Annotated in this window: 20 protein-coding genes, 1 tRNA gene and 1 pseudogene; 21 read left to right on the top strand and 1 reads right to left on the bottom strand. The window is 40.2% G+C overall.

Annotation, left to right across the window (positions count from 1 at the left end):
• The first annotated feature begins 60 nt into the window (after positions 1–60).
• The 13 genes from PSM_RS02095 to PSM_RS02155 all read left to right on the top strand — a co-directional run bounded on the left by PSM_RS02095 (position 61) and on the right by PSM_RS02155 (position 15,270).
• A complete protein-coding gene (locus PSM_RS02095; RefSeq protein ID WP_013463997.1) occupies positions 61–1,239 on the top strand; it encodes a response regulator in 1,179 nt (392 codons plus the stop codon).
• Positions 1,240–1,315: 76 nt separating this feature from the next.
• On the top strand, positions 1,316–2,071 hold the full coding sequence (locus PSM_RS02100) for a class I SAM-dependent methyltransferase (protein ID WP_013463998.1): 756 nt from the start codon (positions 1,316–1,318) through the stop codon (positions 2,069–2,071).
• 364 nt (positions 2,072–2,435) lie between these two features.
• The gene (trmJ, locus tag PSM_RS02105; RefSeq protein WP_013463999.1) at positions 2,436–3,161 is read left to right on the top strand and encodes a tRNA (cytosine(32)/uridine(32)-2'-O)-methyltransferase TrmJ; all 726 of its coding nucleotides are present in this window, start codon (positions 2,436–2,438) and stop codon (positions 3,159–3,161) included.
• A gap of 202 nt (positions 3,162–3,363) precedes the next feature.
• The gene (gene iscR, locus PSM_RS02110; protein ID WP_008113921.1) at positions 3,364–3,855 is read left to right on the top strand and encodes a Fe-S cluster assembly transcriptional regulator IscR; all 492 of its coding nucleotides are present in this window, start codon (positions 3,364–3,366) and stop codon (positions 3,853–3,855) included.
• Between the two features lie 24 nt (positions 3,856–3,879).
• Entirely contained in the window at positions 3,880–5,097 is a 1,218-nt protein-coding gene (locus tag PSM_RS02115) for an IscS subfamily cysteine desulfurase (protein WP_008113922.1), read from the top strand.
• A gap of 40 nt (positions 5,098–5,137) precedes the next feature.
• Positions 5,138–5,521, top strand: coding sequence for a Fe-S cluster assembly scaffold IscU (gene iscU / locus PSM_RS02120; protein WP_008113923.1), 384 nt, complete (start codon positions 5,138–5,140; stop codon positions 5,519–5,521).
• Between the two features lie 9 nt (positions 5,522–5,530).
• Positions 5,531–5,854, top strand: a complete 324-nt coding sequence (iscA, locus tag PSM_RS02125; protein WP_008113924.1) for an iron-sulfur cluster assembly protein IscA — start codon at positions 5,531–5,533, stop codon at positions 5,852–5,854.
• A gap of 70 nt (positions 5,855–5,924) precedes the next feature.
• Complete coding sequence (hscB, locus tag PSM_RS02130) at positions 5,925–6,452, top strand: co-chaperone HscB (protein WP_008113925.1); 528 nt, start codon at positions 5,925–5,927, stop codon at positions 6,450–6,452.
• A gap of 41 nt (positions 6,453–6,493) precedes the next feature.
• The gene (gene hscA / locus PSM_RS02135; protein ID WP_008467671.1) at positions 6,494–8,356 is read left to right on the top strand and encodes a Fe-S protein assembly chaperone HscA; all 1,863 of its coding nucleotides are present in this window, start codon (positions 6,494–6,496) and stop codon (positions 8,354–8,356) included.
• Between the two features lie 11 nt (positions 8,357–8,367).
• Positions 8,368–8,706: an ISC system 2Fe-2S type ferredoxin gene (gene fdx / locus PSM_RS02140; protein WP_008113929.1), complete on the top strand. Its 339-nt coding sequence runs from the start codon at positions 8,368–8,370 to the stop codon at positions 8,704–8,706.
• A gap of 564 nt (positions 8,707–9,270) precedes the next feature.
• Positions 9,271–10,698 (top strand): NAD-dependent succinate-semialdehyde dehydrogenase, encoded by a 1,428-nt coding sequence (locus PSM_RS02145; RefSeq protein ID WP_013464000.1) that lies wholly within the window; start codon positions 9,271–9,273, stop codon positions 10,696–10,698.
• Between the two features lie 473 nt (positions 10,699–11,171).
• Positions 11,172–12,713, top strand: a complete 1,542-nt coding sequence (locus PSM_RS02150) for a methyl-accepting chemotaxis protein (protein WP_036955871.1) — start codon at positions 11,172–11,174, stop codon at positions 12,711–12,713.
• A 4-nt stretch (positions 12,714–12,717) separates the two neighbouring features.
• Positions 12,718–15,270 (top strand): sensor domain-containing protein, encoded by a 2,553-nt coding sequence (locus PSM_RS02155; RefSeq protein WP_013464002.1) that lies wholly within the window; start codon positions 12,718–12,720, stop codon positions 15,268–15,270.
• 290 nt (positions 15,271–15,560) lie between these two features.
• On the opposite strand, the gene PSM_RS02160 is transcribed toward PSM_RS02155, so the two are convergent.
• Positions 15,561–15,636: transfer RNA gene (locus PSM_RS02160), tRNA-His, on the bottom strand.
• Between the two features lie 197 nt (positions 15,637–15,833).
• Here PSM_RS02160 and PSM_RS02165 point away from each other — a divergent pair.
• The 8 genes and pseudogenes from PSM_RS02165 (at position 15,834) to rfbA (ending at position 24,502) form a co-directional block, all read left to right on the top strand.
• Complete coding sequence (locus PSM_RS02165) at positions 15,834–16,106, top strand: hypothetical protein (protein ID WP_041695604.1); 273 nt, start codon at positions 15,834–15,836, stop codon at positions 16,104–16,106.
• 297 nt (positions 16,107–16,403) lie between these two features.
• A complete protein-coding gene (locus PSM_RS02170) occupies positions 16,404–17,222 on the top strand; it encodes a mechanosensitive ion channel family protein (protein ID WP_013464003.1) in 819 nt (272 codons plus the stop codon).
• Positions 17,223–17,329: 107 nt separating this feature from the next.
• Positions 17,330–18,112: a DUF481 domain-containing protein gene (locus tag PSM_RS02175; RefSeq protein WP_013464005.1), complete on the top strand. Its 783-nt coding sequence runs from the start codon at positions 17,330–17,332 to the stop codon at positions 18,110–18,112.
• Positions 18,113–18,480: 368 nt separating this feature from the next.
• Positions 18,481–20,901 (top strand): annotated as a pseudogene (locus PSM_RS02180) (SLBB domain-containing protein); the annotation flags it as partial.
• Between the two features lie 168 nt (positions 20,902–21,069).
• Positions 21,070–21,417 (top strand): four helix bundle protein, encoded by a 348-nt coding sequence (locus PSM_RS02185; RefSeq protein WP_016899555.1) that lies wholly within the window; start codon positions 21,070–21,072, stop codon positions 21,415–21,417.
• 48 nt (positions 21,418–21,465) lie between these two features.
• A complete protein-coding gene (locus PSM_RS02190) occupies positions 21,466–22,428 on the top strand; it encodes a Wzz/FepE/Etk N-terminal domain-containing protein (RefSeq protein ID WP_013464009.1) in 963 nt (320 codons plus the stop codon).
• A gap of 93 nt (positions 22,429–22,521) precedes the next feature.
• Positions 22,522–23,625: a dTDP-glucose 4,6-dehydratase gene (rfbB, locus tag PSM_RS02195; RefSeq protein ID WP_013464010.1), complete on the top strand. Its 1,104-nt coding sequence runs from the start codon at positions 22,522–22,524 to the stop codon at positions 23,623–23,625.
• Between the two features lies 1 nt (position 23,626).
• Positions 23,627–24,502: a glucose-1-phosphate thymidylyltransferase RfbA gene (rfbA, locus tag PSM_RS02200; RefSeq protein WP_013464011.1), complete on the top strand. Its 876-nt coding sequence runs from the start codon at positions 23,627–23,629 to the stop codon at positions 24,500–24,502.

The following is a 24,502-nucleotide window of genomic DNA, read 5'->3' on the forward strand; positions in this document are numbered from 1 at the left end:
TTTTAGTAGTTTCAACATAGCGTACTATGCTTTGAACAAAGTACTAAAAGGGACTAACGCATGGCAAAGTTAATACTGGCAATTGATGACGATAAATTAATGCACCATATTATTGAAGAGTCTTTAGCTGGGTTTTGTAAAGTGCTCCATGCCAAAAATGGTGAAGATGGCATAAGACAAGCAAATAAATATAACCCTGATATTATTTTGCTTGATGTTGAAATGCCAGGAATGTCTGGTTATGAAGTCTGCCAAAGTATTAAACAAAATAAAGCCACAACAGATATCCCCGTGATGTTTTTATCATCCAAAGTAGGGCAGGCTGAACGTATTAAAGGCTTCAGTGTTGGCGGGGCAGACTACATTTTAAAGCCTTTTAACGCACAGGAGCTGATGGCACGTATTAAAATTCTTTACCAGTACCGCAAGCAATGCGCAGCACTGCAGTATGATATAGCAAAGGCCAATAAAACAGCTGAAATGGCGATGATTGAAACCGGTGACATGGGGCGCATTATGCGCTTTGTTTGTCAAAGCTACCATGCTGATAACTTAGAACTATTAAGTGAATACTTTTTAGGCTTTTTTACGCCATTACACCTCAATGTCGTGGTTGTTTTTTGGCAAAATAACCAGGGAGTGTTTTATAGCCAAGAGACGGGCGTATGCCCATTAGAGCAAGAGCTACTCATGCAGCATAAAAATGCAGAGCGCTTTGTTGATATTGGTCATAGTACTATTATTAATTACCCTAATATTTCACTGTTAATTAAAAATATGCCAATAGATACGCCATCACTGTATGGTCGCTATAAAGATTTATTTCCGCATATTTTAGAAGTAACTAACGAAAAAGTAGTTACTATACAGCAGCACCAATATCGACTAATGCGCGACAATGAGCTAACCCTTGCTTTTAAAGATATTGTTGCCCAGCTTAAAAATCAAAACGCCATGCAAACGAATGCGATTAGCCAGCTTACAGAGCAGCTCGAGCAACTCCAATCGTTAATGCAAACACAAAATGACTTACCAGCTTCGCAGCTTAATGAGCAAATAACTCAGCTTAGCCATACATCACAGCAGCTGGTTGCAACCACTAATGATTTAGCGTTTATTAAGCACCAACTAAAAACAACTACTCAACAGCGTGATGACTTAATTACTCAAACACAACTAAGTAAACAACAAGCGCAGCCAGAATCTGAGAGTGAAAATAACGATATTGAGTTGTTTTAAACTATACACCTTGCGAACTTCGTATATTGCTGCTGTTTGGGTATAATAGCGGTGAAATTTATCATCGGAGTGTGAAGTGGTTATACAGTGTGCGTTTAAAGAGTGTCGGCCATATTTGAATGAGTTAGAAACACGCTTTGGGCTTGCTCAATGGGCGGAGCAAAGCCGTGGCTTTAGTTTGCATTACGATGATAAAGGACTAAGCCTATATAAAACTGATGAGCCTAAACTAGGTGCAATTAACGTAGACTTTGTAACTGGTGCTGTTGCACATAGGCGTAAATTTGGTGGTGGTAAAGGGCAATCAATTGCTAAAGCCGTTGGTCTTAATAAGGGCGCAACGCCAGTGGTACTCGATGCAACCGCAGGGCTTGGACGTGATGGTTTTGTTTTAGCCTCGCTAGGCTGTAAAGTGATTTTGCATGAGCGCCACCCCGTGGTTGCCGCGCTGTTATATGACGGTTTACAACGTGCTTATAACGATAGTGAAATTGGCCCATGGATGCAGCAAAATATGAGCTTAATATTTGGCTCAAGCCATACCTTACTTGCTCAATGTGACAGCGTGCCCGATGTAGTGTATTTAGATCCTATGTTTCCGCACCGTGAAAAATCAGCACTGGTTAAAAAAGAAATGCGCGTATTCCAAGAATTAGTAGGTGGCGATACCGACGCCGATGATTTACTCGAGTTTGCCTACCCCCTTGCCAGCAAACGTGTTGTAGTTAAACGCCCCGATTACGCACCATTTTTAAATGATAAAACCCCAAGCATGCAAATCAAAACCAAGAAGAACCGCTTTGATGTATATGTAAAAGCCGCAATGATTTAGGTTAAAGAACAGTTTTTAGTCTTCAGCTGTCAGTTGTCAGCAAAAGATTAAGCCAAGTACGGTGTTTGGGTTAAACGTAGACGGGGCTTTACGCCGCGCAGGTAGTTTGACATGTTGTCAAAGTGCGCGAGGTAAACTCTCGCCTATAATATAAAAACTGGGCTTGCATAAGGCTCGGTGTTTTATTTTACTACCTGACCGCTGACCGCTGACCGCTGACCGCTGACCGCTGACCGCTGACCGCTGACCGCTGACCGCTGACCGCGAACTGATCTTTTAGATCTCGACTATTGAATATAGGATCTCAGCGCGTTTTCATGCTAGAATTTGCGCAATTTTTTTGTACTCGATAAGTAGCACTGTAATGATCTTAGATGATATTCGCATCGTTTTAGTAAACACATCACACTCTGGTAACATTGGTTCAGCGGCGCGCGCCATGAAAACCATGGGATTATCAAAGTTATACCTTGTTGATCCAGCCTGTGAAATAGACAGTCATGCAAGTGCGCTTGCTGCAGGTGCGACTGATGTACTAGGTAATGCTGTTATTGTTGATAGCGTTGCAGATGCGATTGCTGATTGTGCATTAACGATTGGTACTAGCGCCCGCTCGCGTACATTGTCGTGGCCTATGGTAGAGCCGAGAGAATGTGGTGAAAAGCTTGTTGGCGAAGCCGTAAACGGCCCTGTAGCGCTTGTGTTTGGCCGTGAAAACAGTGGCTTAACTAATGAAGAATTACAACTGTGTAATTACCATGTGTGTATTCCTGCTAACCCAGAATACAGCTCACTTAATTTAGCCATGGCTGTGCAAACCTTATGTTATGAAACGCGTATGGCGTTTTTAAATCAGCAACCTAAGGCTGTTCAAGAAGAAGACGACACCCTATATCCATCGTCTAAACAAACAGAATTGTTTTACGAACATCTTGAAGACACTTTGTTTAAAACAGGCTTCATTATTAAGCAGCACCCAGGCATGGTAATGACTAAGCTACGTCGTTTGTTTAATCGTGCTCGCCCTGAAGATGCAGAAATGAACATATTACGAGGTATTCTTACCTCAATTAATAAGTCTATAAAATAGCAATTAGTTATAAATAGCGCCCTTTATTGCTCTACTAATACTTGACTAAATTACTCAGGTAATTACAATAGACCCAATACTTGACCAAAACAGTCGGGTATTGCAAGTTTATCGGCTGGCATCCGAGGCTAGCCAATCAGGATAATACTTGACTAATCTACTCTGGTAATTAAAATTTGCACTCTTTTGTGCGGGGGGCGTTATGAAGTTAACATCAAAAGGCAGATACGCCGTTACAGCCATGCTGGATGTTGCACTACATGCAAATATAGGCCCTGTAGCGCTTGCAGATATTTCGCAGCGCCAAGAAATTTCTTTGTCTTATCTTGAGCAATTATTTGCCCGTTTACGTAAAAATGGGCTAGTGAGTTCTGTTCGAGGTCCTGGTGGGGGCTATTTACTAGGACGTGAGGCTGACGTAATTTCAGTTGGCGATGTTATCAATGCGGTAGATGAATCTGTTGACGCTACACGGTGTCAGCGAAGCAATACTGGTTGTCAAAGTGGTATGCGTTGTTTAACCCATACATTGTGGTCAGACTTAAGCGCACGAATTGAAGAATTTTTAAATAATATTACCTTAGCTGAACTGGTTGAAAAGTCGGACGTTAAAGCGGTCGCTCTTCGCCAAGAAAACAGCGTTAATGATGCAATTAAGCAGTTGGAAAATATTCAAGTAAGCTGTCAACTTTAAGGTTGACCTGCAGCGGAGAGAGAAATGAAGTTACCGATTTATTTAGATTACGCAGCAACTACGCCTGTTGACGAACGAGTTGCCAAAGAAATGATGCAGTGCCTGACTATGGACGGTAATTTTGGTAATCCAGCATCGCGTTCACACCGTTTTGGTTGGCAAGCTGAAGAAGTCGTTGACCAAGCACGTACTGACATTGCTGATTTAATTAATGCAGACCCACGTGAAATTGTATTCACATCGGGTGCAACAGAATCAAATAACCTTGCTATTAAAGGTGCAGCTCAGTTTTACAAGAAAAAAGGTAAGCATGTTATTACCGCTAAAACTGAACACAAAGCGGTTATCGACACATGTCGTGAACTTGAGCGTCAAGGGTTTGAAGTAACCTACATGGACGTTGAAGAAAACGGCCTACTTGATCTGCAAAAATTAGCAGACACCATGCGTGACGACACCGTGCTTGTAAGTATCATGCATGTAAATAACGAGCTAGGTGTAATCCAAGACATCAATACTATTGGTGAAATGTGTCGCGAACGTAAAATTATGTTCCACGTAGATGCGGCACAAAGCGCGGGTAAAGTTTTAATCGATGTGCAACAAACCAAAGTAGATTTTATGTCATTCTCGGCGCACAAAGTATACGGCCCTAAAGGCGTAGGTGCTTTGTATGTTCGTCGTAAACCACGTGCACGTTTAGAAGCACAAATGCACGGTGGCGGCCATGAGCGTGGCATGCGTTCTGGTACATTAGCAACTCATCAATTAGTGGGTATGGGTGCAGCATTTAGAATTGCAAAACAAGATTTTGAAAAAGATCACGCACACATCAGTGCGTTGCGTAAACGCCTAATCGACGGCATTTTAACGGATATGGACGAAGTGTACTTTAACGGCACGCAAGACCAATCAGTACCTGGTATTGTCAACATTAGCTTTAACTTTGTTGAAGGTGAGTCGTTATTAATGGCTGTTAAAGATATTGCGGTATCGTCAGGTTCAGCCTGTACATCTGCAAGTTTAGAGCCTTCTTACGTATTACGTGCATTAGGTCGCAACGACGAGCTAGCGCACAGCTCGATTCGTTTTAGTATTGGCCGTTTTACCACCGAAGAAGAGATTGATTACACCGTTGAGTTAATGAAAAACTCGATTGGCCGTTTACGTGAAATGTCTCCTCTTTGGGAAATGCACCAAGAAGGTGTTGATTTAGATTCAGTTGAATGGGCGCACCACTAATTAGTGGAGCCCATACCTAGCAGGTAGTGAGGATAGAATTATGGCTTACAGTGATAAAGTAATCGACCACGTAGAAAACCCACGTAACGTAGGTGCTCTAGACAAAAATGATCCGTCAGTGGCAACGGGTATGGTAGGCGCACCAGCATGTGGTGACGTAATGAAATTGCAAATTAAAGTATCGGCGGAAGGCGTTATTGAAGATGCAAAATTCAAAACGTACGGCTGTGGTAGCGCAATTGCTTCATCTTCGCTGGTAACAGAGTGGGTTAAAGGCAAAACATTAGACGAAGCTGCGACTATCAAAAATACCGATATCAGCGCAGAGCTAGAATTACCACCAGTGAAAATTCACTGCTCAATTTTAGCCGAAGATGCAATTCAAGCAGCAATTGCAGATTACAAAAGCAAACATACAAACTAAGAGATATTCATGGCAGTGACATTGACAGATGCGGCAGCAAACCGTGTACAATCATTTTTAGCAAACCGTGGTAAAGGCATTGGCCTGCGAGTTGGCATTAAAACGACGGGCTGTTCAGGTCTTGCTTATGTTCTAGAGTTTGTTGATGAGCTAAACGATGACGATGAAACATTTGCGGCCAAAGGCGTTACCTTAATTGTTGACGCTAAAAGCTTAGTTTATATCGACGGCACCGAGCTCGACTACACTAAAGAAGGTTTAAATGAAGGGTTTAAATTTAATAACCCTAACCAAGCTGATGAGTGTGGCTGTGGCGAAAGCTTTACAGTTTAAGCTCAAACTTGTTTTAAGATATAAATAAGCCCTGCCAGTTAATGTAGGGCTTTGTCATTTGTGAGAAGTTATGCGTTATTTTGAGTTATTTGCAATACCGGTTGACTACAATATTGACTTAGCAATGATCAACAAGCACTACTTAGAACTTCAACGTGCTGTACACCCTGATCGTCATGCTAATGCCAGCAGTCGTGATAAATTAATGGCCGTACAAAGTACCGCTGAAATTAACGACGCATTACAAACACTTAAGCATCCGGTTAAACGTGCTGAATATATGTTGAGTGAGCTGGGCGTTGATATTCGCGCTGAGCAGCAAACACTGCAAGATCCCATGTTCTTGATGCAACAAATGGAACTGCGCGAAGAGCTTGAAGAACTTCCCTCTGCAAGTGATCCAGATATCGCTATTGCTAATTTTGAGTCGCAAATAAAGCAATTAAAAGCCCAGTATAGCAACGAATTGGCTGAGCAACTTGCAAGCAACGATGAGCAACAATATCAACACGCTGCTGACAACATTCGCAAATTAAAATTTGTATATAAGTTACAAGACGAACTTGAACGCATTGAAGACAGTTTATTTGACGATTAATTACTTGCTGCAAAGCGAGCAACACGAGTTTAAAGAGCATTATGGCATTATTGCAAATTGCTGAGCCGGGGCAGAGCGCGGCACCACATGAACACAAATTAGCCATTGGAATTGATTTAGGCACTACAAATTCATTAGTGGCAACCGTACAAAGCGGCGAAGCACGCACTATTACTGATGAGTCAGGCGAAGCGATGTTACCCTCAGTGGTTCGTTATCAAGCTGGCGGCATTACCGTGGGTAATGATGCAATGCAAGCAGCTACACTCGATCCGGTTAATACGCTTATTTCAGTGAAGCGCTTTTTAGGTAAAACGCAAACCGAAATAGAACAAAGCTATGGCCAACTGCCTTATCAGTTTTGCGATGATGATGGTGCATTGGCTATCGAAACGGCTGCGGGAAAAATCAGCCCAGTTAAAGCCTCAAGTCATATTTTAAATGCTTTAAAAGTACGCGCTGAGCAAAGCTTTGGTAATCAAGATATTTTAGGGGCAGTGATTACGGTACCAGCTTATTTTGATGATGCACAGCGTCAAAGCACCAAAGATGCGGCTGAGCTTGCCGGTATTAATGTACTGCGCTTACTAAACGAGCCTACTGCCGCTGCCGTTGCTTACGGTTTAGATTCAGGGCAAGAAGGTATTATCGCCGTTTATGATTTAGGGGGCGGTACTTTTGATATCTCTATTCTGCGTCTTAATAAAGGCGTGTTTGAAGTGCTGGCCACCGGTGGCGATTCTAGCCTAGGCGGCGACGACTTTGACTCATTATTAGTTGATTACCTAAAACAAGAAACCGGCGTGACAAGCTTATCTCCTTCGGTATTACGCTTATTCATTAATAAAGCCAAAGCCTGTAAAGAAGCACTCAGCCAATACGAAAAAGTGAATGTTGGCCTTGAGTTTGACGATGAAAAATACATGGTTGAAGTAACGCGAGAAAAATTTAATGAGCTCGCTATGCCACTGGTTAAAAAAACGCTCCGCTCATGTCGTCGTGCAGTAAAAGATGCCGGTATTGAAAACCAAGAAGTATTACAAGTTGTAATGGTTGGCGGTTCAACCCGCATGCCGTTGGTTCGTACTCAAGTTGGCGAATTTTTTGATAAACAGCCACTAACTTCAATTGACCCTGATCGTGTTGTTGCACTGGGTGCTGCATTACAAGCTGACGTATTAATTGGTAACAAGCCAGATTCCGACATGTTATTACTTGATGTGTTACCGTTGTCGCTAGGCCTTGAAACAATGGGTGGCTTGGTTGAAAAAATCATTCCACGCAATACCACGATTCCGGTTGCGCGTGCGCAAGAATTTACTACGTTTAAAGATGGTCAAACGGCCATGTCGTTGCATGTATTACAAGGTGAACGTGAACTGGTTGACGATTGTCGATCGCTGGCAAAGTTTAGCTTAAAAGGTATTCCTCCTATGGCGGCGGGGGCGGCGCATATTCGCGTTACCTTTAAAGTAGACGCTGATGGTTTATTAAGCGTGTCGGCCATGGAGAAATCAACGGGTGTTCAAGCAGAAATACAAGTAAAACCGTCGTTTGGTTTGTCTGACGACCAAGTTGCTAATATGCTTAAAGAGTCGATGAGTAACGCTAAAGGCGATATGCAAGCGCGTATGCTTAAAGAGCAACAAGTTGAAGCGCTTCGTGTAATAGAAGCAATGGAAGCCTCTTTAGCTGCTGATGGCGATTTACTTGAGCCTGAGCAATTAGCGGCACTAAAAGTGGAAATAAACGAACTTGCAAAAGTACGCGAGAGTGCGCAAGAGCCAAGCGAAATAAAAGCGGCCATTGAAAAAATGGATAATGCGAGCAGTGATTTTGCCGCGCGCAGAATGGACGCGTCAATTAAAAAAGCCTTAACGGGTCAGTCAGTAGACAATATATAAGAGAGATTAGAATGCCACAAATTGTTTTTCTTCCCCATCCGGAGTTGTGTCCTGACGGTGCAGCAATAGAAGCGCCCGCTGGCGAAACGGTACTTGATATCGCGCTTAAAAATGGCATTAGCATTCCTCATGCCTGTGAAAAATCATGTGCATGTACAACGTGTCATTTAGTGATCCGTGAAGGTTTTGACTCATTAGATGAAAGTGATGACCTAGAAGATGACATGCTAGATAAAGCATGGGGTTTAGAGCCTGAATCGCGCTTAGGTTGCCAGGCAATTATTAGAGATGAAGACTTAGTGGTTGAAATACCTAAGTACAATCTCAATATCGTTAATGAAGAACACTAGTTTTTAATTAATGACTATCATATTAAAAGCCGCTGTTTGATACAGCGGCTTTTTTGTTTGTATTTGGTAGCAGCGGGTTTATCCCGCGTCTTTTTAAAGGTTAAAGGCGAAAGGTAAAGGGTTACGAGCGGCGGGCTGCGAGACGCGGGTAAATTAAAATAGCCTGTAGGCGGGGATTTACGCCGCGCAAATGTGGTTAAAGGTAATAAAATTATGCACAAAGAGGTTAAGAGACGCTGCGCTTTTTGAGGAAGTGACAAAACAATTAATTACTCAGGCTAATGGTTAGTGTTTTCTCATTTTCTTCTCATTCACTTCTCTTTGTGCATATGCTTTTTAAAGCGGTTTTATCCCGCGTTTGTTAGTAATTTTATTTACCACAGAGATTACAGAGTGCGCAGAGGAAGTGAATAAATACAAAGGTTGAAGGTAAAGGGTTACGGGCGGCGGGTAAATTAAAATGAATAAGTCTTGTAGCGTTAACCACAAGGCTTTTTTAATTTATCGAAGCCCGAAGCCCAAAACCCGAAGCCCAAAACCCAAAACCCATTTTGGAGGTATATTTTGAGTGATCTTATTTTTTCAGACTCGTTTATTAACGGTGAATTTTATCAAACCAACTCACGCTTTAGCGTTGATGATCCGGCCACCGAACAAAGTATTGTTGATGTAAGTGATATTGACGAGCAAGGCGTAAAAAATGCCATAACAGCAGCACAAGGCGCTTTTGTAAAATTAAAAGCCACCAATGCGACCGAGCGAAGCGAAACCCTGATGCGTTGGTATGATCTAGTAATAAAGCACAAAAAAACGCTAGCTACACTTATGACTAAAGAGCAGGGAAAACCGCTTAAAGAATCGCTTGGTGAAATAGATTATGGCGCCGGTTTTATTAAATGGTTTGCAGAGGAAGCTAAACGCAGCTACGGTGATGTGATCCCTGCCACCGATAACAGTCATCGTTTAACTAGCTTCAAGCAACCTATTGGCGTGGTAGCAGGTATTACGCCATGGAATTTTCCTGTTGCTATGGTGACTCGAAAAGTCGCGCCGGCTTATGCCGCGGGCTGTAGTTTTATACTCAAGCCTTCTGAGCACACACCATTATGTGCTATCGCTTTAGCTTATTTAGCTGATCAGGCTGGCTTTGTTAAAGGTGCATTTAATGTGCTTGTGTCACAAGATGCCAAAAAGGTTGGCAAAATGCTGACAGACTCAGAGGTGGTACGTAAGTTTACTTTTACTGGCTCTACAGGTGTAGGTAAGCAGTTACTCTCTCAATGTGCATCTACAATAAAGCGTACTTCAATGGAATTGGGGGGAAATGCCCCGTTTATAATATTTGATAATGCTGATATTGACGATGCGATTGATGGATTAATGGCGGCCAAATTTAGAAACTCAGGACAAGCTTGTGTTGCAGCAAATCGTATTTTTATTCAGCGTAATATATTAAATGACGTGCTTGAAAAAATTACACCCAAAGTCGCTGCGCTCAAAGTTGCGAACGGTTTTGATGAAAATGCCGACATAGGGCCGCTTATTTACCCCAAAGCAAAAGAGAAAGTGCAACAACTGATTAAAGACGCTCTTGATAAAGGCGCTACGCTAATTGGAGATAACAGCAATTTAGGTGGCAGTTTTCAAAACCCATTAATAGTCACCAATGTCACTACACAAATGGATATTTATCACGAAGAAGTGTTTGGTCCTGTATTAACGGTGATCCCATTTGATGAAGAAAGCGAAGTACTTGCGCTCGCTAATGACGTCCCTTATGGGTTAGCTGCGTACTTTTATAGCCAAAACATTAAACAAATCTATCGTATAAGCGAAGGGCTAGAGTTTGGCATGGTAGGTGTAAATGAGGGAGTTATATCAAACCCAGTTGCGCCGTTTGGTGGTGTAAAGCAATCAGGTCTTGGTCGTGAAGGCGGGCATCAGGGTTTAGATGAGTACTTAGAAGAAAAATACGTATGTATTAAGCTGTAATGATTAAGACTGTTCCGATGAGTTAATGGTTGTAAGATAAAACTCGGTTAAATGTTGCTAGATAATGGGCTAAATGTTACCTTTTTAATATATATTTTTCGTAACAAAATAGTAAAAAAATTTCTATAAGTAGAAATACCCCCGTGTGTAAATGCCACCATTTGGTGGCATTTTTTTTAGCCACTTTTTTGGCGAACCTTATCGCTTCGGTCTAAAATTACTCTATAAGCAGTGATTGGTGTTTAAACTTTGTATATAAGCTTAAAATAAAGTAATAACTATTCTCGTTTGTTTTTGTGATTTTTTGTAACCTCATGTTTTTAAATGTATATTTTTACTAAGCTGAGGTGTAATATGAAGTTTCAGGCTCTTTTGAACTGTTAGAATATAGTAATAATGTATAATTGTGTTTTATACATTTATAAATTAACATCCCGCAAATTCACCCATTAAAAAATAATGAAGCACCCACTATGAGTAGAAGAAATCAAGCAACGGTAGACCAGGAAGTTTCGTTTGGCATTGACGAAGAATTAGTTTCTACAACAGATTTACGAGGGGTTATCACCTATGCAAATGATAGCTTTTGTAAAGTTTCAGGGTATACCATCAATGAGTTAAAAGGGAAAAATCATAATATGGTTCGTCACCCAGATATGCCACCTGCGGCATTTGGTGATATGTGGTCTAATTTAAAAAGCGATACCGCATGGCGAGGAGCTGTAAAAAATAGATGTAAAGATGGGCGTTATTACTGGGTTGATGCATTTGTTACCCCTATTTACGAAAACGGTAAAAAAGTAGGTTATCAATCAGTTCGTCAACAACTCCTTCCAGAATATAAACACCGCGCAGAAAAACTTTACCAACGTTTAAACAACGGTCAATCAATTACGCCTTTAAGTGAAAAATTAGCTGCATTTAAATTGCCTCTATTTTTTGGGTGTGCCGCTTTAATTGCTTGGTTAACAAGTTACATGTTCTGGTTATGTGTGCTGTTTGTTCCTCTGCCTTTTGTTATTTTTTATGAAGAGTTAATTCGCTCGCAAAGCAAAATCAAAAAAACCAAAGCAGGCCCAGATAGCGTATCTCGGCATATTTATTCTGGTAGCGATAGCCTCAGCTATAGTGATTTTCAGATTAAATTACTTGAGGGTAAAGTAACGACCATTGTTGGGCGTATTATTGATGGCACTTTAAGCCTTAGCAAAGGAGCTGATTCGCTTAAAGTTTGTGCTGAAGCTGCGCAGGCTGGCGTTGAAAAAGAAGCATCTGAATTACATCAGGTATCGTCTGCGGTCGAAGAAATGGTGCATTCAATTGACGAGGTAGCAAAAAATACCTTAGTCACTAATCAACGAGTGCAACAAGCTCACCAAGATTGTGAGTCAGCAACGCAAGCCATGTCAGGGACAATGCGAGAGGTGTCGTTACTTGCAACTGAAGTTGATAACTCAGCAAGCTCTGCGAGTGAGTTAGCAACAGAGGCTGAAAAAATTGGTGGTATAATGCAAGAGATACAAGGGATTGCCGATCAAACAAATTTACTTGCACTCAATGCCGCTATTGAGGCCGCGCGTGCTGGTGAACATGGTAGAGGCTTCTCGGTTGTTGCTGATGAGGTACGTGCACTCTCAAGCAGAACGCATACCGCCACAGAGCAAATTCAAGTCTCAATATCTGAAATGCAATCTACGCTACTCAACTGGTCAAAAACAATGGAAGCGGGTAAACACGCTGCTGAAACATGTGTTAAAGAAACCCGTAATAGCCAAGATATCGTCTCAAAAGTCTATGCGGCAATTACAGATATTTCCGATTTAGCAACGCAAATATCAACCGCTGCGGAAGAGCAAAGTATGGTATCGCAAGAAATTAGCCGCAATATTTCCAATATTAGTAGTGCGTCTTCAGAAAACTTAGCCCAAGCGCATTGTGTAGGAGCAGAGTCTGATGCGATTGAAAAGCACTCTAAAGCATTAGCGTCATTAGGTCTTTCTTTCAAAGTAGGTTAGTAAAGTGAGCAAGGATAGCAAGCAGTTAGATATAGGTGCAGCCTATGATGTATCGTATTCTCAATGTGCAAATTTAAGTGCACAATTGAGAGTACTGCAGCACGAAATTAAAGCCGATTACTTATTTATTGCCTCTGTAAATGAAGATAAATTAGCAACTACGCAGTTGGTTTTACATAACGCAGAGGTCGTTGATAACTTTTCTTATTCGCTAGAAGGCTCGCCTTGTGAACAGCTGCCTTCAAAAAGTGCGTGTTTTATAACGGATGAATTACAACAACACTATCCTGAAAATAAGCTACTAAAAACTATAAATGCGCAAGCTTACATTGGCGTCTCTATAAGCAATGATGAAGGCCAATTAAGCGGCGTACTGGTTGGTCTTTATTTAAATAGTGATCCAACAATCGAACGCTACCTACCAAGGCTAATTAGCTTTGCGAGTTATACAGCAGTGTTCCTGCAAAAGTGTTTTTTAGAAGATAAATCAAGCTCACAGCAATCACTATTTAGTGCTGTTGAAGCTATGTCGAAGGTAGGCACGTGGGAATACACAATTTCAACCGGCGAGCTAAATTATTCACCCGAGGTTTATAATATTTATGGCCTTGATAAGCACAAACCGCTCACGACCACACAAGCGATTGCGCATTATGCTGGTGAAAAAGAGCAAGCGCGTATTCGTGATTTTTTTAATCGTTTGCAAACACATGGTCTTCCTTATTGTGAAGACTTTGAGTTTGTAGATGCTCATGGCAATAAAAAGTGGGTACGGACGAGTGGTCACCCTGTTTTTAATGATGATCATCAGGTTATTAAAGTGCATGGTGCTTTTGAAGATGTCACTTTAGAGTATGAATTAAAGGCCAAGGTTGATGATAAAAATAATCGCCTTGAAGCTATTTTAAATAACTTAAATGATGCAGTGATCACTATTAATCAGCAAGGCGTTATTGTTCACTGTAACTCAACCGCATTAACTATGTTTGGCTATAAGCAAAATGAAATGCTTGGCTTGTCGATTAACAACTTAATGCCTGAGCCTTATGCATCTAAGCATCACTCGTATATGCGAAATTATGAGCGAACAGGTGAGGCTAAAATTATTGGTGTTGGTAGGCAACTACCTGCAAGAAAAAAAGACGGCACTATTTTTCAAATAGAATTGTCACTTACCAAAGCAGTTAATGAGCAAAGTGTTGAATATATTGGTGTAGTTAGAGATATTAGTGAAAAACTCAAAGCGCAAGATACCATTTATAATTTAGCTTATTCAGATCCCATAACAGGATTAAAAAATAAGCGGTGGTTTGAGCGCGAATGCAGAAGTTTACTTCAAAGTGCCAGCATTAATAATGGCTATATATATGCTGCATTATTAGATATGGATAAGTTAGCGCAATTTAACTTTAAGTACGGTATTGAGGCGGGCAACGAAGCACTCATTTTAACGGCTAAAAAACTATCAAATGCGGTACAGGGCGAGTACAAGCTATACAAAAGCGGAGTCGATTCTTTTTTAATTATAAGCGCCAATATAAGTAATGACTTATCCTACCTAGAGCAACAACAACCAAGTATAGACTCTAAAATATTAGCGCTAGATAACTTCTCACATAAGATCAGTGATCTTGATGTGGTACTAAGCGCCTCGTTGGGCAGTACAATTATTAATGCGAGTAGAGACTCCTATAGCTCTATGTTTGATAAGTTGGAATACGCACTAAAACAAGCCAAAAAGTTGTCTCCTTTTGGTTATTACTTTGCAGATTTAGATGCATTAAAACGTTACGAACGTACCAATAAAATTCGTTACTTACTAATAAATGTTGATAAAAGTGATGAATTAACACTGGTACTACAGCCACAATTTATTAATGAAAATACCTTTAATTCAGCCGAAGCATTATTACGTTGGGATTCTGAGGAATTAGGCGTAATAAGCCCTGGGGAATTTATACCCCTAGCAGAAGAGAGTGAAGCCATTATTAAAATTGGCGATTGGGTGGTTGATCAAGTATGTAAGTTGCTGCATGAAGTCAGCCGAGCAGGAAAAAACACCTGTATTGCCGTTAACATTAGCGCTAAACAAATTGTAGCCCCCGATTTTAAGGAAAAATTGCTCGCCAGTGTTCATAAGTGGCAAGTGTCACCACGTAACTTAGTGATAGAGCTGACCGAAACGACTTTAGTGTCAGACATCGAACTAGTAAAAGAGACTATGCTTGAACTTAATAAAAAGGGCTTTAGGTTTTCAATTGATGACTTTGGAACGGGTTATTCAAGCCTGAGTTATTTGAAAGAGTTGCCAATTTCTGAGCTTAAAATAGATAAATACTTTGTCGATGGCATTATGGATACTGACGATAATTCAAGTAAAACTATTGTGAATATGATCATCGACATGGCCAGTGCTTTAGGCGTAAATAGCGTTGCTGAAGGCGTTGAGGAACCTGCGCAATTTAATTATTTAAAGCAGCGCGGTTGCAACTTATTTCAAGGCTATTTATTTTCAAAGCCACTGCCTATTGCACAGTGGAAAGAACGCCTTAAATAATATGTAGCAGCGACTTTATTTTGCGTTTATTAAGTTTATATGTTCAAAGCTTCAAATGCGGGCATCGGGCTTCGAGACGCGGGGTAAATCCACTGCTACGTGTGTAGTTTTTAAATCTATGGTAGCAGCGACGTTATGTCGCGTCAGGTTTAAGATCTAATAAATGCGTAAGGTAAACTCATGCCTACAGACAAGTTGGCGTAGTTTCTTTATTTCTGACTTGGCTTCGTATCGGGTAAATATAATTTAGAGATTAGCTTTAGATATTACTGAGGAAACTTAGAAAATAGTGGGGCGATTGACGGGGCTCGAACCCGCGACAACCGGAATCACAATCCGGGGCTCTACCAACTGAGCTACAACCGCCACTACATACACCTTGTTTGGTGTGGCGCGCATAATACATAATATCCCCATGCTTGTGAAGCAAAAAATCAAAAAAATTAAACTTATTTTAAGTATTCTATATTTAAGCTATTGGCAACGGGTAACGGGCAGCTCGAATCCCTAATTCCGCGCAAGATTTTCTTCTCTGTGTAGCGCGAAGTGCCTCGGTGTACTCTGTGGTTCAAAATGGTTTTTTAGGCGGGGGTTATCACGCGCAGGTGGTTTTAGGCAATAAACTTATTCACAAAGAGGTTAAGAGACGCTGCGCTTTTAGAGCTAGTGAAAAACAATTAATCACTCGGGCTCATGGTATTGTTTTCTCATTTACTCCTCATTCACTTCTCTTTGTGCAAAAAGATCTTAAAGAGATTTTATTCACCACAGAGGGGGCAGAGCACACAGAAGAAATGATTAAAGACATATTTTATTTGTTTTGTCTTCTCTGTTAAGCGCGTAGCGCCTCGGTGTACTCTGTGGTGCAAAAAATTAAAACACTATTTACCACAGAGGTCACAGAGGAAGAGATTAAAGACAAAGATTTTAGGTTTTAGGTAGAGATTAAGCCAAGCATGATGTTTGTATTGAACGTGAGCGGTGGTTATCCGGCGCATTTTATTAAACCCTGCGCGAGGTAAACTCCCCTCGAACCTCGAACCTTGTAAAACGCTGTTGCAAACACCTATTAAAGATTTACAATACAATAAACAACACCGCTAAACTGCTTAATAACACTATCAGGAGTTAATATGGATTCGATACTCAATTGGCTGAATGAAAATTCAGGCTTAATCTTACACTACGGTATTCAAGCAGTCATAGCGCTTGTTATATTTTTACTGGGTGGACGAATTGCTAAATTTTGTGCAAAGTTAACCGAAAAAGCATTCGACAAGAAAAAAGTAGATAAAGCGGTTTCATCGTTTGTCTCTAGTATTGTATATGCCATTGTATTTGCAGCCACTATTTTAATGGCGCTGTCACAAATTGGTATCGAAACTACGTCATTCATTGCTATTTTAGGTGCGGCAGGTTTAGCCGTTGGCTTAGCACTGCAAGGGTCGTTATCTAACTTTGCGTCAGGCGTATTAATTATTCTACTTCGCCCATTTAAATCAGGTGACTACGTTGAAGCGGGCGGTAAAGCCGGTACGATTAAAAAAATCGAAATATTCTCAACTGAAATGCGCACACCCGATAACAAAGTTATTGTAATGCCTAATTCAAAAATAATGTCAGATGCGATCATTAATTACTCGCGCGAATCAACACGCCGCGTTGATCTTGTGATTGGTGTTGGCTACGACGCCGACTTACGAAAAGCAAAAGAAGTACTTAAATCAGTGCTTGATAACGAATCGCGTATTTTAAAAGATCCTGCATACAATGTATCAGTTTCTGAACTTGCCGATTCAAGCGTTAACTTTATAGTGCGCCCGTGGGTTAACTCAGAAGATTACTGGCCAACATATTGGTCGTTAATGGAAAACATTAAAATAGCGTTAGACGACGCAGACATTACCATTCCATTCCCGCAAATGGATGTACATTTACACAAGCAAGACTAATTTTTTAAAATACTTATTTATTAAGGCAGCGCTCAAATTTGATTTATTAGTATGCGCGCTGCTTTTTTTAATAGGTATTAATACATTTTTTACAGGGTTATTTTTTAATGAAACTTAAGCTTTTATCAATATTAGTAGCAGCCTCAGCTACAACCAATGCATTTGCATCAGAAGATGAACAAAAAACCTGGGAAGTTACCAGCGAAGTAGGCGCTATTATTACCAGCGGTAATACCGAAACAACGACCTTAAAAGGCGGTATTAAAGTATTACATAACTTAGAAAGCTGGAATAACGAGTATAAGTTAGACGGCATCTACAAAGAAGATGAAGTAGAGAACGAAAACGGCATAAAAGAAAAACAGCGTACTAACGAAAAGTACTCTATTTCAGCACAAGGTAATTACAAGTTAAATGAAAAGCACGCCCACTTATTTATTTATGGGTCACACGTATCTGACTACTTTGGTGCATACCGAAGTGAGTCGGTTATTTCAGCGGGTTATGGTTTACGTTTACTAAACGAGTCAAACATGAAACTAAATGCTGAAATTGGTCCAGGTTATAAGTACTTTAAATACCCAGATGTAAGCGAAGAGGTTGATGAAAACGGCAACTCACTAGCGGGTGAATACGAAGGCGAAGTAATTGCTTTAGGTAAATTAGACTTTAGCTGGAAAATTTCAGACAACGCGCGTTTTACCCAGTTAGTATCGGTAGAATATGGTGATACCAATACCAAAACTCGCTCAGAAACTGCGCTACTTACTAAAATTAATGGCTCATTACAAATGAAAGTAGCCTACAATATCACCAATAACTCAGATGTGGCTGATGACAAAGAAGCAACTGATACAGAGACCTCATTAACATTGGTTTACAGCTTTTAACATCAAGTAGTAAATTAATTGTAATAAAACTATGAAAGGGGCTAAAGTCCCTTTTTTATTTGCCCATAAATAATGTATGATACCCACCAATTTTGGTTGTAGACCTAGGGAAATACCTACTCGTGAACGTTATTAAACATTTATTAAGTGCTTTTGTACTTATATGTAGCTTTAGCACATTAGCATTTGCGCCAACAGCCGCTCAACTTGAGCAGTTTCAAAAGTTGCCTAAGTCTCAACAGCAGGCACTTGCAAAGCAATATGGCGTAGATATTTCAAGCCTTGGAGGTGCAGGCAATGCCAGTGGCAAAAATAACGAACAAGATAAACCCACAGTAGGTGAGCGTAATACCGCCGACGAACAAGCTTTTACAGATGAAGAACGCTTTAAGCCAGAAGATAACACGGTAAAACCATTTGGTTACGACTTATTTGCCGGCGAACCCACCACATTTATGCCCAACGAAAACGCCGCAGTACCCGATACGTATTTAGTAGGGCGTGGCGATCAGCTATTAATCAACTTTTACGGTAAAGAAAGCGCAAGCTACGAAGTCATCGTTGACCGTGAAGGACGTATTAACATTCCCGACTTAAGTCCTGTTCAGGTAGCTGGTTTAACCTTTACTGAAGTTAAAGAGTTAATAAAAGTAAAAGTTGAACAAGAGATTATAGGTGTTAAAGCGTTTGTCTCGCTTGGTAAACTTCGCAGTATTCGTATTTTAGTATTGGGTGAAGCATACAAGCCAGGTAGTTATAGTGTGTCGTCATTGACTACAGTGTCGCATGCATTATTTGTAAGTGGTGGCGTGTCGGATATAGCCTCACTGCGTAATATTCAAGTAAAGCGCGGTGGTAAGGTTGTTACTAACTTTGATTTATACGACTTACTTATTCGCGGTGATAGCAGTAACGATATTATTTTAAAACCGGGTGACGTGGTATTTATACCGTCGGTTGGCGAGCAAGTAACCGTTGATGGTTTAGTAAAACGCCCTGCTATTTTTGAGCTTAAGAAAGGCGAAACGGCAGAGCAGTTATTAAAAATGGCGGGCGGCATCAAGCCAAATGCTTACGCTAAAAGCGTGATAGTTGAACGTTTTAATAACCAACATAAAGAAGTGCTTTCGGTAGATTTTAGCAAAGAGCAAGTTAACTACATTCCAAAAGATGGCGATCGTATTCGTTTTAGTGCCATTGGTGAGCAATACCAAACTTCAATTAGTTTAATTGGTGCTGTAGTACGCCCAGGTAATTACCAGTGGTACAAGGGTAAACGTATTTCAGACATATTAGGCTCAGTACGTGGTGACTTACTACCACAGGCCGATTTAGATTATGCACTAGTGGTGCGCGAAACCAACGTAAATGGTGATATTGAAATTCATCAGTTCGATTTAGCAAAAGCCATTACAAAAAATACTGAGAACAACTTACCACTTAACCCTAACGATAAAATTATTGTATTCAGTCGTTTTGAAGAAAAAGCATTAGAAGATATAGCGCTTGCAAATTTAGCGTTAACTAAAGAGCAGCAAGATCAACAACGCAAAGCAGAGCTTTGGCATGAATACCAACAAAAAGAGTTTGAAAAGTATGTTGGTGTGGCGACTAAAAAGTCAGAGTTTGAAGAGGTAAACCCAAACTTAAGCATGTCGCAAATGCTTGAGAAAAAGCTAAAAGAACAAGAAGAAGATGCAAAAAGCTATGCCTTGTTCAGCCGCCATAATTTACTTAAACCGGTAATTGCCAAGTTAGAGCAGCAGGCTGGTGTAATGCAGGCGATGCAAATAGTGGAAATTAGCGGCAGTGTAATGTACCCAGGCATTTACCCGTTAATGGAAGGCGGTGAAGTAAAAGACCTAATTACTGCTGCGGGCGGCTTGTTGGAGTCGGCTTATACACAACAAGCAGAAGTAACAAGAATTGCCAATAACAATGTATCAAACATTGAGCATATTAAGTTTGATTTAAAAAGTGCTATGCAAGGTAAAGCGGCATCTAATATTTCATTACAAAGTAAAGACAGCGTAAATATATTTGCTATACCAAATTGGCAAGAAAACTTAAAAGTAGAGCTAAAGGGTGAGCTTAAATTTCCGGGTACTTATACTATTCGTCGTGGCGAAACCTTAAGTAACTTACTTGAGCGCGCCGGTGGCTTTTCTGAGTTTGCTGCAACCAATGCCGCTGTATTTACTCGCCAATCGATTAAAAAGCAAGAGCAACAACAGCTAGCGCGTTTATCTACCGAGCTTCGCCGTGATATAGCATCAAAAAGCTTCCAAAGCTCAGTAAGTAGCAACACACTTACTTACGATGAAATGAATAAACTTCTCGCAGATTTAGCAAATGTAGATGCTGTAGGCCGTTTAGTTATAGATTTACCGCTTATTGTTAACAATCAACAAAACTTAGTACTGCAAGATGGCGATGTACTTTATGTACCGAGTGAACGCGACTCAATTAGCGTAATAGGTGAGGTTAATTACTCTACCTCGCACCTTTACAAAGAAGGTATAGGTGTAGACGAATACATAGACCTAAGCGGTGGCTTAAAAGAGCGCGCAGCGGATGATCGTATTTATATAATTAAAGCAAATGGCTCGGTAAAAATACCAAATACCGGCAACTGGTTTGCAGTTAATAACTCAAACCAACTTGAACCAGGCGATACCATTGTTGTCCCACTAGATGCAGGCCATATGGATAAGCTAACGCTTTGGAGCACCGCAACACAGATTCTATATCAACTAGGTGTAGCAGTAGCAGCCATAAGCGGTATTTAATATAATGTAGGTGCGAGGAAAGCTTGGAGCACATGGCTATGGGCTATGGGCCTAGAGCTCGAAGCTCACGGCCGATGCTGTATATAGCTACTAACTGGAGCTTAGCTAACAGTAAAGGTGTTAAAACCTGCTACATTTTAACTTTAAAGTATTACTTTAGAGTTAAAAATGAAATATGAAAACCTAGAAGTTTGGCAAAGAGCTTTTAAGCTAAGTTTATTGATTTATAAAAACTTTCAGCAGCTCCAGGATTATGGTCTAAAAGATCAAATGTGCAGATGCTCTGTTTCTGTACCTAGCAATATTGCAGAGGGGATGGAAAGAGGCTTTGAAAAAGAAAAAGCTCGTTTTTTATGGATAGCTAAAGGCTCCATAGGCGAATTAAAAACACAAGTAATGATTGCTTCAGAATTAGGATATATAAATAGCTTAAAAGCAGGTTATATCCTTGAGGAATGTGAGGTAATTGCAAAGATGCTAAGCAGATTGATAACGGTCATTAAAAATAGCTCTTAGCCAATAGCTCGTAGCCCGAAGCCATAACCTAGAACTTATGAGATTTAAATGGAAAACAACTCAAACCATCTAAACCAAGCAAACATGCCAATGCAAAACAACATTGCCGATGACGAAATAGACCTTCGCGAACTATTTACCGCTATTTGGCAAGGCAAATGGATGATTATTGCTATAACTACCTTATTTGCTGTGGCATCTGTTTTTTACGCCATAAACCAGCCTAATATTTATAAATCAGAGGCGTTACTAGCCCCTGCTGAGCAAGACAAAGCTGGTGGCTTAGGCGTTCTTTCGGGCCAGTTTGGTGGGCTTGCAAGTTTAGCTGGAGTTAACTTAGGTTCAGGTGGTGGGATTGATAAAACACAAATGGCGCTTGAGGTACTAAAGTCTCGCAAATTTACCAGCGAATTTATTAAAAAACATAATATTTTGCCCGATTTAATGGCGGCTAAATCATGGAATCAAGAAACTAATGCGATCATCTATAATCCAGAAGTTTATAGTAAAGTTGAAAATAAATGGGTTCGAGAAGTCAAGCCCTCCTTAAATCCTGAGCCCTCAATGCAAGAGGCTTATAATAAATTTAAAGACATAGTATCCACGAGTGTTGATAAAGAAATAGGAATGGTAACTATTTCAGTCGAGCATGTATCACCTTTTGTTGCACAACAATGGGTAAATTGGTTGGTTGCAGACTTAAACCAAGTAATGAAAGCTCGCGATGTAAAAGAGGCAAATAATAGTACTGATTTTCTAACTAAACAAATTAAACAAACAAAAATAGCGGATATACGCGCTGTTTTATATAAATTAGTAGAAGAGCAAACAAAAACTATTATGTTTGCCAATGTGCGTGATGAATATGTATTTAAAACAATTGATCCTGCGATAGTACCAGAGCAAAAGTTTAAACCGAAGCGAGCTTTAATTTGCATTTTTGGTGTTTTGGCTGGAGGAATGTTAAGCGTATTGTTGGTTCTAGTTAGGTATTATATAAAAAAAGGTTAATGTAACACTTTTTACAGATGCTTAATTATTTGCACCATGCACTATTATTTGTGCCATTACAGTTAAATTTAATTACTAGTTCAAGGATAAATTGTGAGAATCATTGTTACTGGCGGCGCAGGGTTTATTGGCTCCGCGCTAATACGCAATATAATTGAAAATACAAACGATTCAGTTATTAACCTAGATAAACTTACTTATGCAGGTAATTTAGAATCACTTAAACTCATAGATAACAATGAACGCTATACTTTTGAACAGGTTGATATTTGTAACCGCGCTGAACTGGATAGAGTGTTAAAGCAATTTGAACCTGATGCAATTATGCACTTGGCTGCCGAAAGCCATGTTGACCGCTCAATCACCGGTCCAGCTGAATTTATTCAAACTAATATAGTAGGTACGTATAACTTATTAGAAGCAGCTCGGGAATACTGGAATACGTTAACTGATACAGCTAAAAAAGCATTTAGGTTCCACCATATATCTACCGATGAAGTGTATGGTGATTTACCTCATCCAGATGAGCAAGATGAAAATACTTTAGGTAAAGAACTGTTATTGTTTACCGAAAAAACAGCTTACGCACCGAGTAGCCCATATTCCGCGAGCAAAGCGTCAAGCGATCATTTAGTGCGTGCTTGGCTGCGTACTTATGGTTTACCTATTATAATTACAAATTGCTCAAATAATTATGGCCCTTACCATTTCCCTGAAAAACTAATTCCTCTAGTTATTCTTAATGCACTTGAGGGGAAAGAGCTGCCAATTTATGGTAAAGGCGACCAAATTCGTGATTGGCTTTATGTAGAAGATCATGCACGTGCACTATATAAAGTAGTAACTGAAGGTAAAGTTGGCGAAACATACAATATTGGCGGACATAACGAGAAGCAAAATATTGAAGTAGTAAAAACCATTTGCAGTATTCTAAATGAGTTGGTGCCAAAAAAGTCGAGTTATGCCGAGCAAATAACATTTGTTAATGATAGACCAGGGCACGATCGCCGATACGCTATAGATGCATCAAAGATGAGTGAAGAGCTTAACTGGCAGCCTGTTGAAACTTTCGAAACAGGGCTTCGCAAAACGGTTCAGTGGTATTTAGATAACCAAACATGGTGTAAAAACGTGCAAGATGGTTCATACAAGCGCGAGCGCTTAGGTGAACTAAACACACGAGTAGAAGGAGAGTAGTATGAAAGGGATTATCCTCGCGGGCGGCTCGGGCACTCGTCTTTACCCTATTACAATGGGGGTATCAAAGCAGTTATTACCAATTTATGATAAACCAATGATTTATTATCCGTTGTCAGTATTAATGTTAGCGGGCATTCGCGAGGTGCTTATTATTACTACCCCAGAAGATAGCGACTCATTTAAGCGTTTATTGGGAGATGGATCACAGTTTGGAATTGAGCTTAATTATACATCACAACCAAGCCCTGATGGCTTGGCACAAGCTTTTATTTTAGGCGAAGAATTTATAGGTTCAGATGATGTCTGCCTGATACTTGGTGATAATATTTTTTATGGACAAGGCTTTACACCTAAATTAAAACAGGCTGTAGAGAATGCTAAAAACGGCCAAGGCGCTACTGTTTTTGGCTACCAAGTAAAAGACCCTGAGCGTTTTGGCGTAGTGGAGTTTGATGAAAATCAAAAAGCAATTTCGATTGAAGAAAAGCCAAGCAATCCAAAGTCACACTTTGCTGTAACAGGATTATATTTCTATGATAACTCAGTAGTTGAAATGGCCAAACAAGTCCAACCATCGCACCGTGGTGAGCTTGAAATTACCTGCTTAAATGAGATGTATTTAAAACAGCGCAAGCTGAGTGTAGAAATGCTTGGCCGCGGTTTTGCTTGGTTAGATACAGGTACTCATGAAAGTTTGCTTGAGGCAGCGCAATTTGTTGAAACAATTGAAAAACGACAAGGTTATAAAATTGCTTGCTTAGAAGAAATTGCCTTCAATAATGGTTGGCTATCAAAGCAACAAATTAAAAACCTAGCTCAGCCATTTATAAAAAATAGCTATGGCCAATATTTATTAGAAATTATTAAGGGTTAA

This window comes from Pseudoalteromonas sp. SM9913 (assembly GCF_000184065.1).
GTDB classification, from domain to species: domain Bacteria; phylum Pseudomonadota; class Gammaproteobacteria; order Enterobacterales; family Alteromonadaceae; genus Pseudoalteromonas; species Pseudoalteromonas tetraodonis.

What these genes read in the sequence shown, in the direction of transcription:
- hscA (WP_008467671.1), top strand. Translation starts at nt 6,494, where the DNA reads ATGGCATTATTGCAAATTGCTGAGCCGGGGCAGAGCGCGGCACCACAT.
- PSM_RS02190 (WP_013464009.1), top strand. Translation starts at nt 21,466, where the DNA reads ATGGAAAACAACTCAAACCATCTAAACCAAGCAAACATGCCAATGCAA.
- iscR (WP_008113921.1), top strand. Translation starts at nt 3,364, where the DNA reads ATGAAGTTAACATCAAAAGGCAGATACGCCGTTACAGCCATGCTGGAT.
- PSM_RS02115 (WP_008113922.1), top strand. Translation starts at nt 3,880, where the DNA reads ATGAAGTTACCGATTTATTTAGATTACGCAGCAACTACGCCTGTTGAC.
- PSM_RS02175 (WP_013464005.1), top strand. Translation starts at nt 17,330, where the DNA reads ATGAAACTTAAGCTTTTATCAATATTAGTAGCAGCCTCAGCTACAACC.
- trmJ (WP_013463999.1), top strand. Translation starts at nt 2,436, where the DNA reads ATGATCTTAGATGATATTCGCATCGTTTTAGTAAACACATCACACTCT.
- PSM_RS02095 (WP_013463997.1), top strand. Translation starts at nt 61, where the DNA reads ATGGCAAAGTTAATACTGGCAATTGATGACGATAAATTAATGCACCAT.
- fdx (WP_008113929.1), top strand. Translation starts at nt 8,368, where the DNA reads ATGCCACAAATTGTTTTTCTTCCCCATCCGGAGTTGTGTCCTGACGGT.
- rfbA (WP_013464011.1), top strand. Translation starts at nt 23,627, where the DNA reads ATGAAAGGGATTATCCTCGCGGGCGGCTCGGGCACTCGTCTTTACCCT.
- iscA (WP_008113924.1), top strand. Translation starts at nt 5,531, where the DNA reads ATGGCAGTGACATTGACAGATGCGGCAGCAAACCGTGTACAATCATTT.
- PSM_RS02150 (WP_036955871.1), top strand. Translation starts at nt 11,172, where the DNA reads ATGAGTAGAAGAAATCAAGCAACGGTAGACCAGGAAGTTTCGTTTGGC.
- iscU (WP_008113923.1), top strand. Translation starts at nt 5,138, where the DNA reads ATGGCTTACAGTGATAAAGTAATCGACCACGTAGAAAACCCACGTAAC.
- hscB (WP_008113925.1), top strand. Translation starts at nt 5,925, where the DNA reads ATGCGTTATTTTGAGTTATTTGCAATACCGGTTGACTACAATATTGAC.
- PSM_RS02185 (WP_016899555.1), top strand. Translation starts at nt 21,070, where the DNA reads ATGAAATATGAAAACCTAGAAGTTTGGCAAAGAGCTTTTAAGCTAAGT.
- PSM_RS02170 (WP_013464003.1), top strand. Translation starts at nt 16,404, where the DNA reads ATGGATTCGATACTCAATTGGCTGAATGAAAATTCAGGCTTAATCTTA.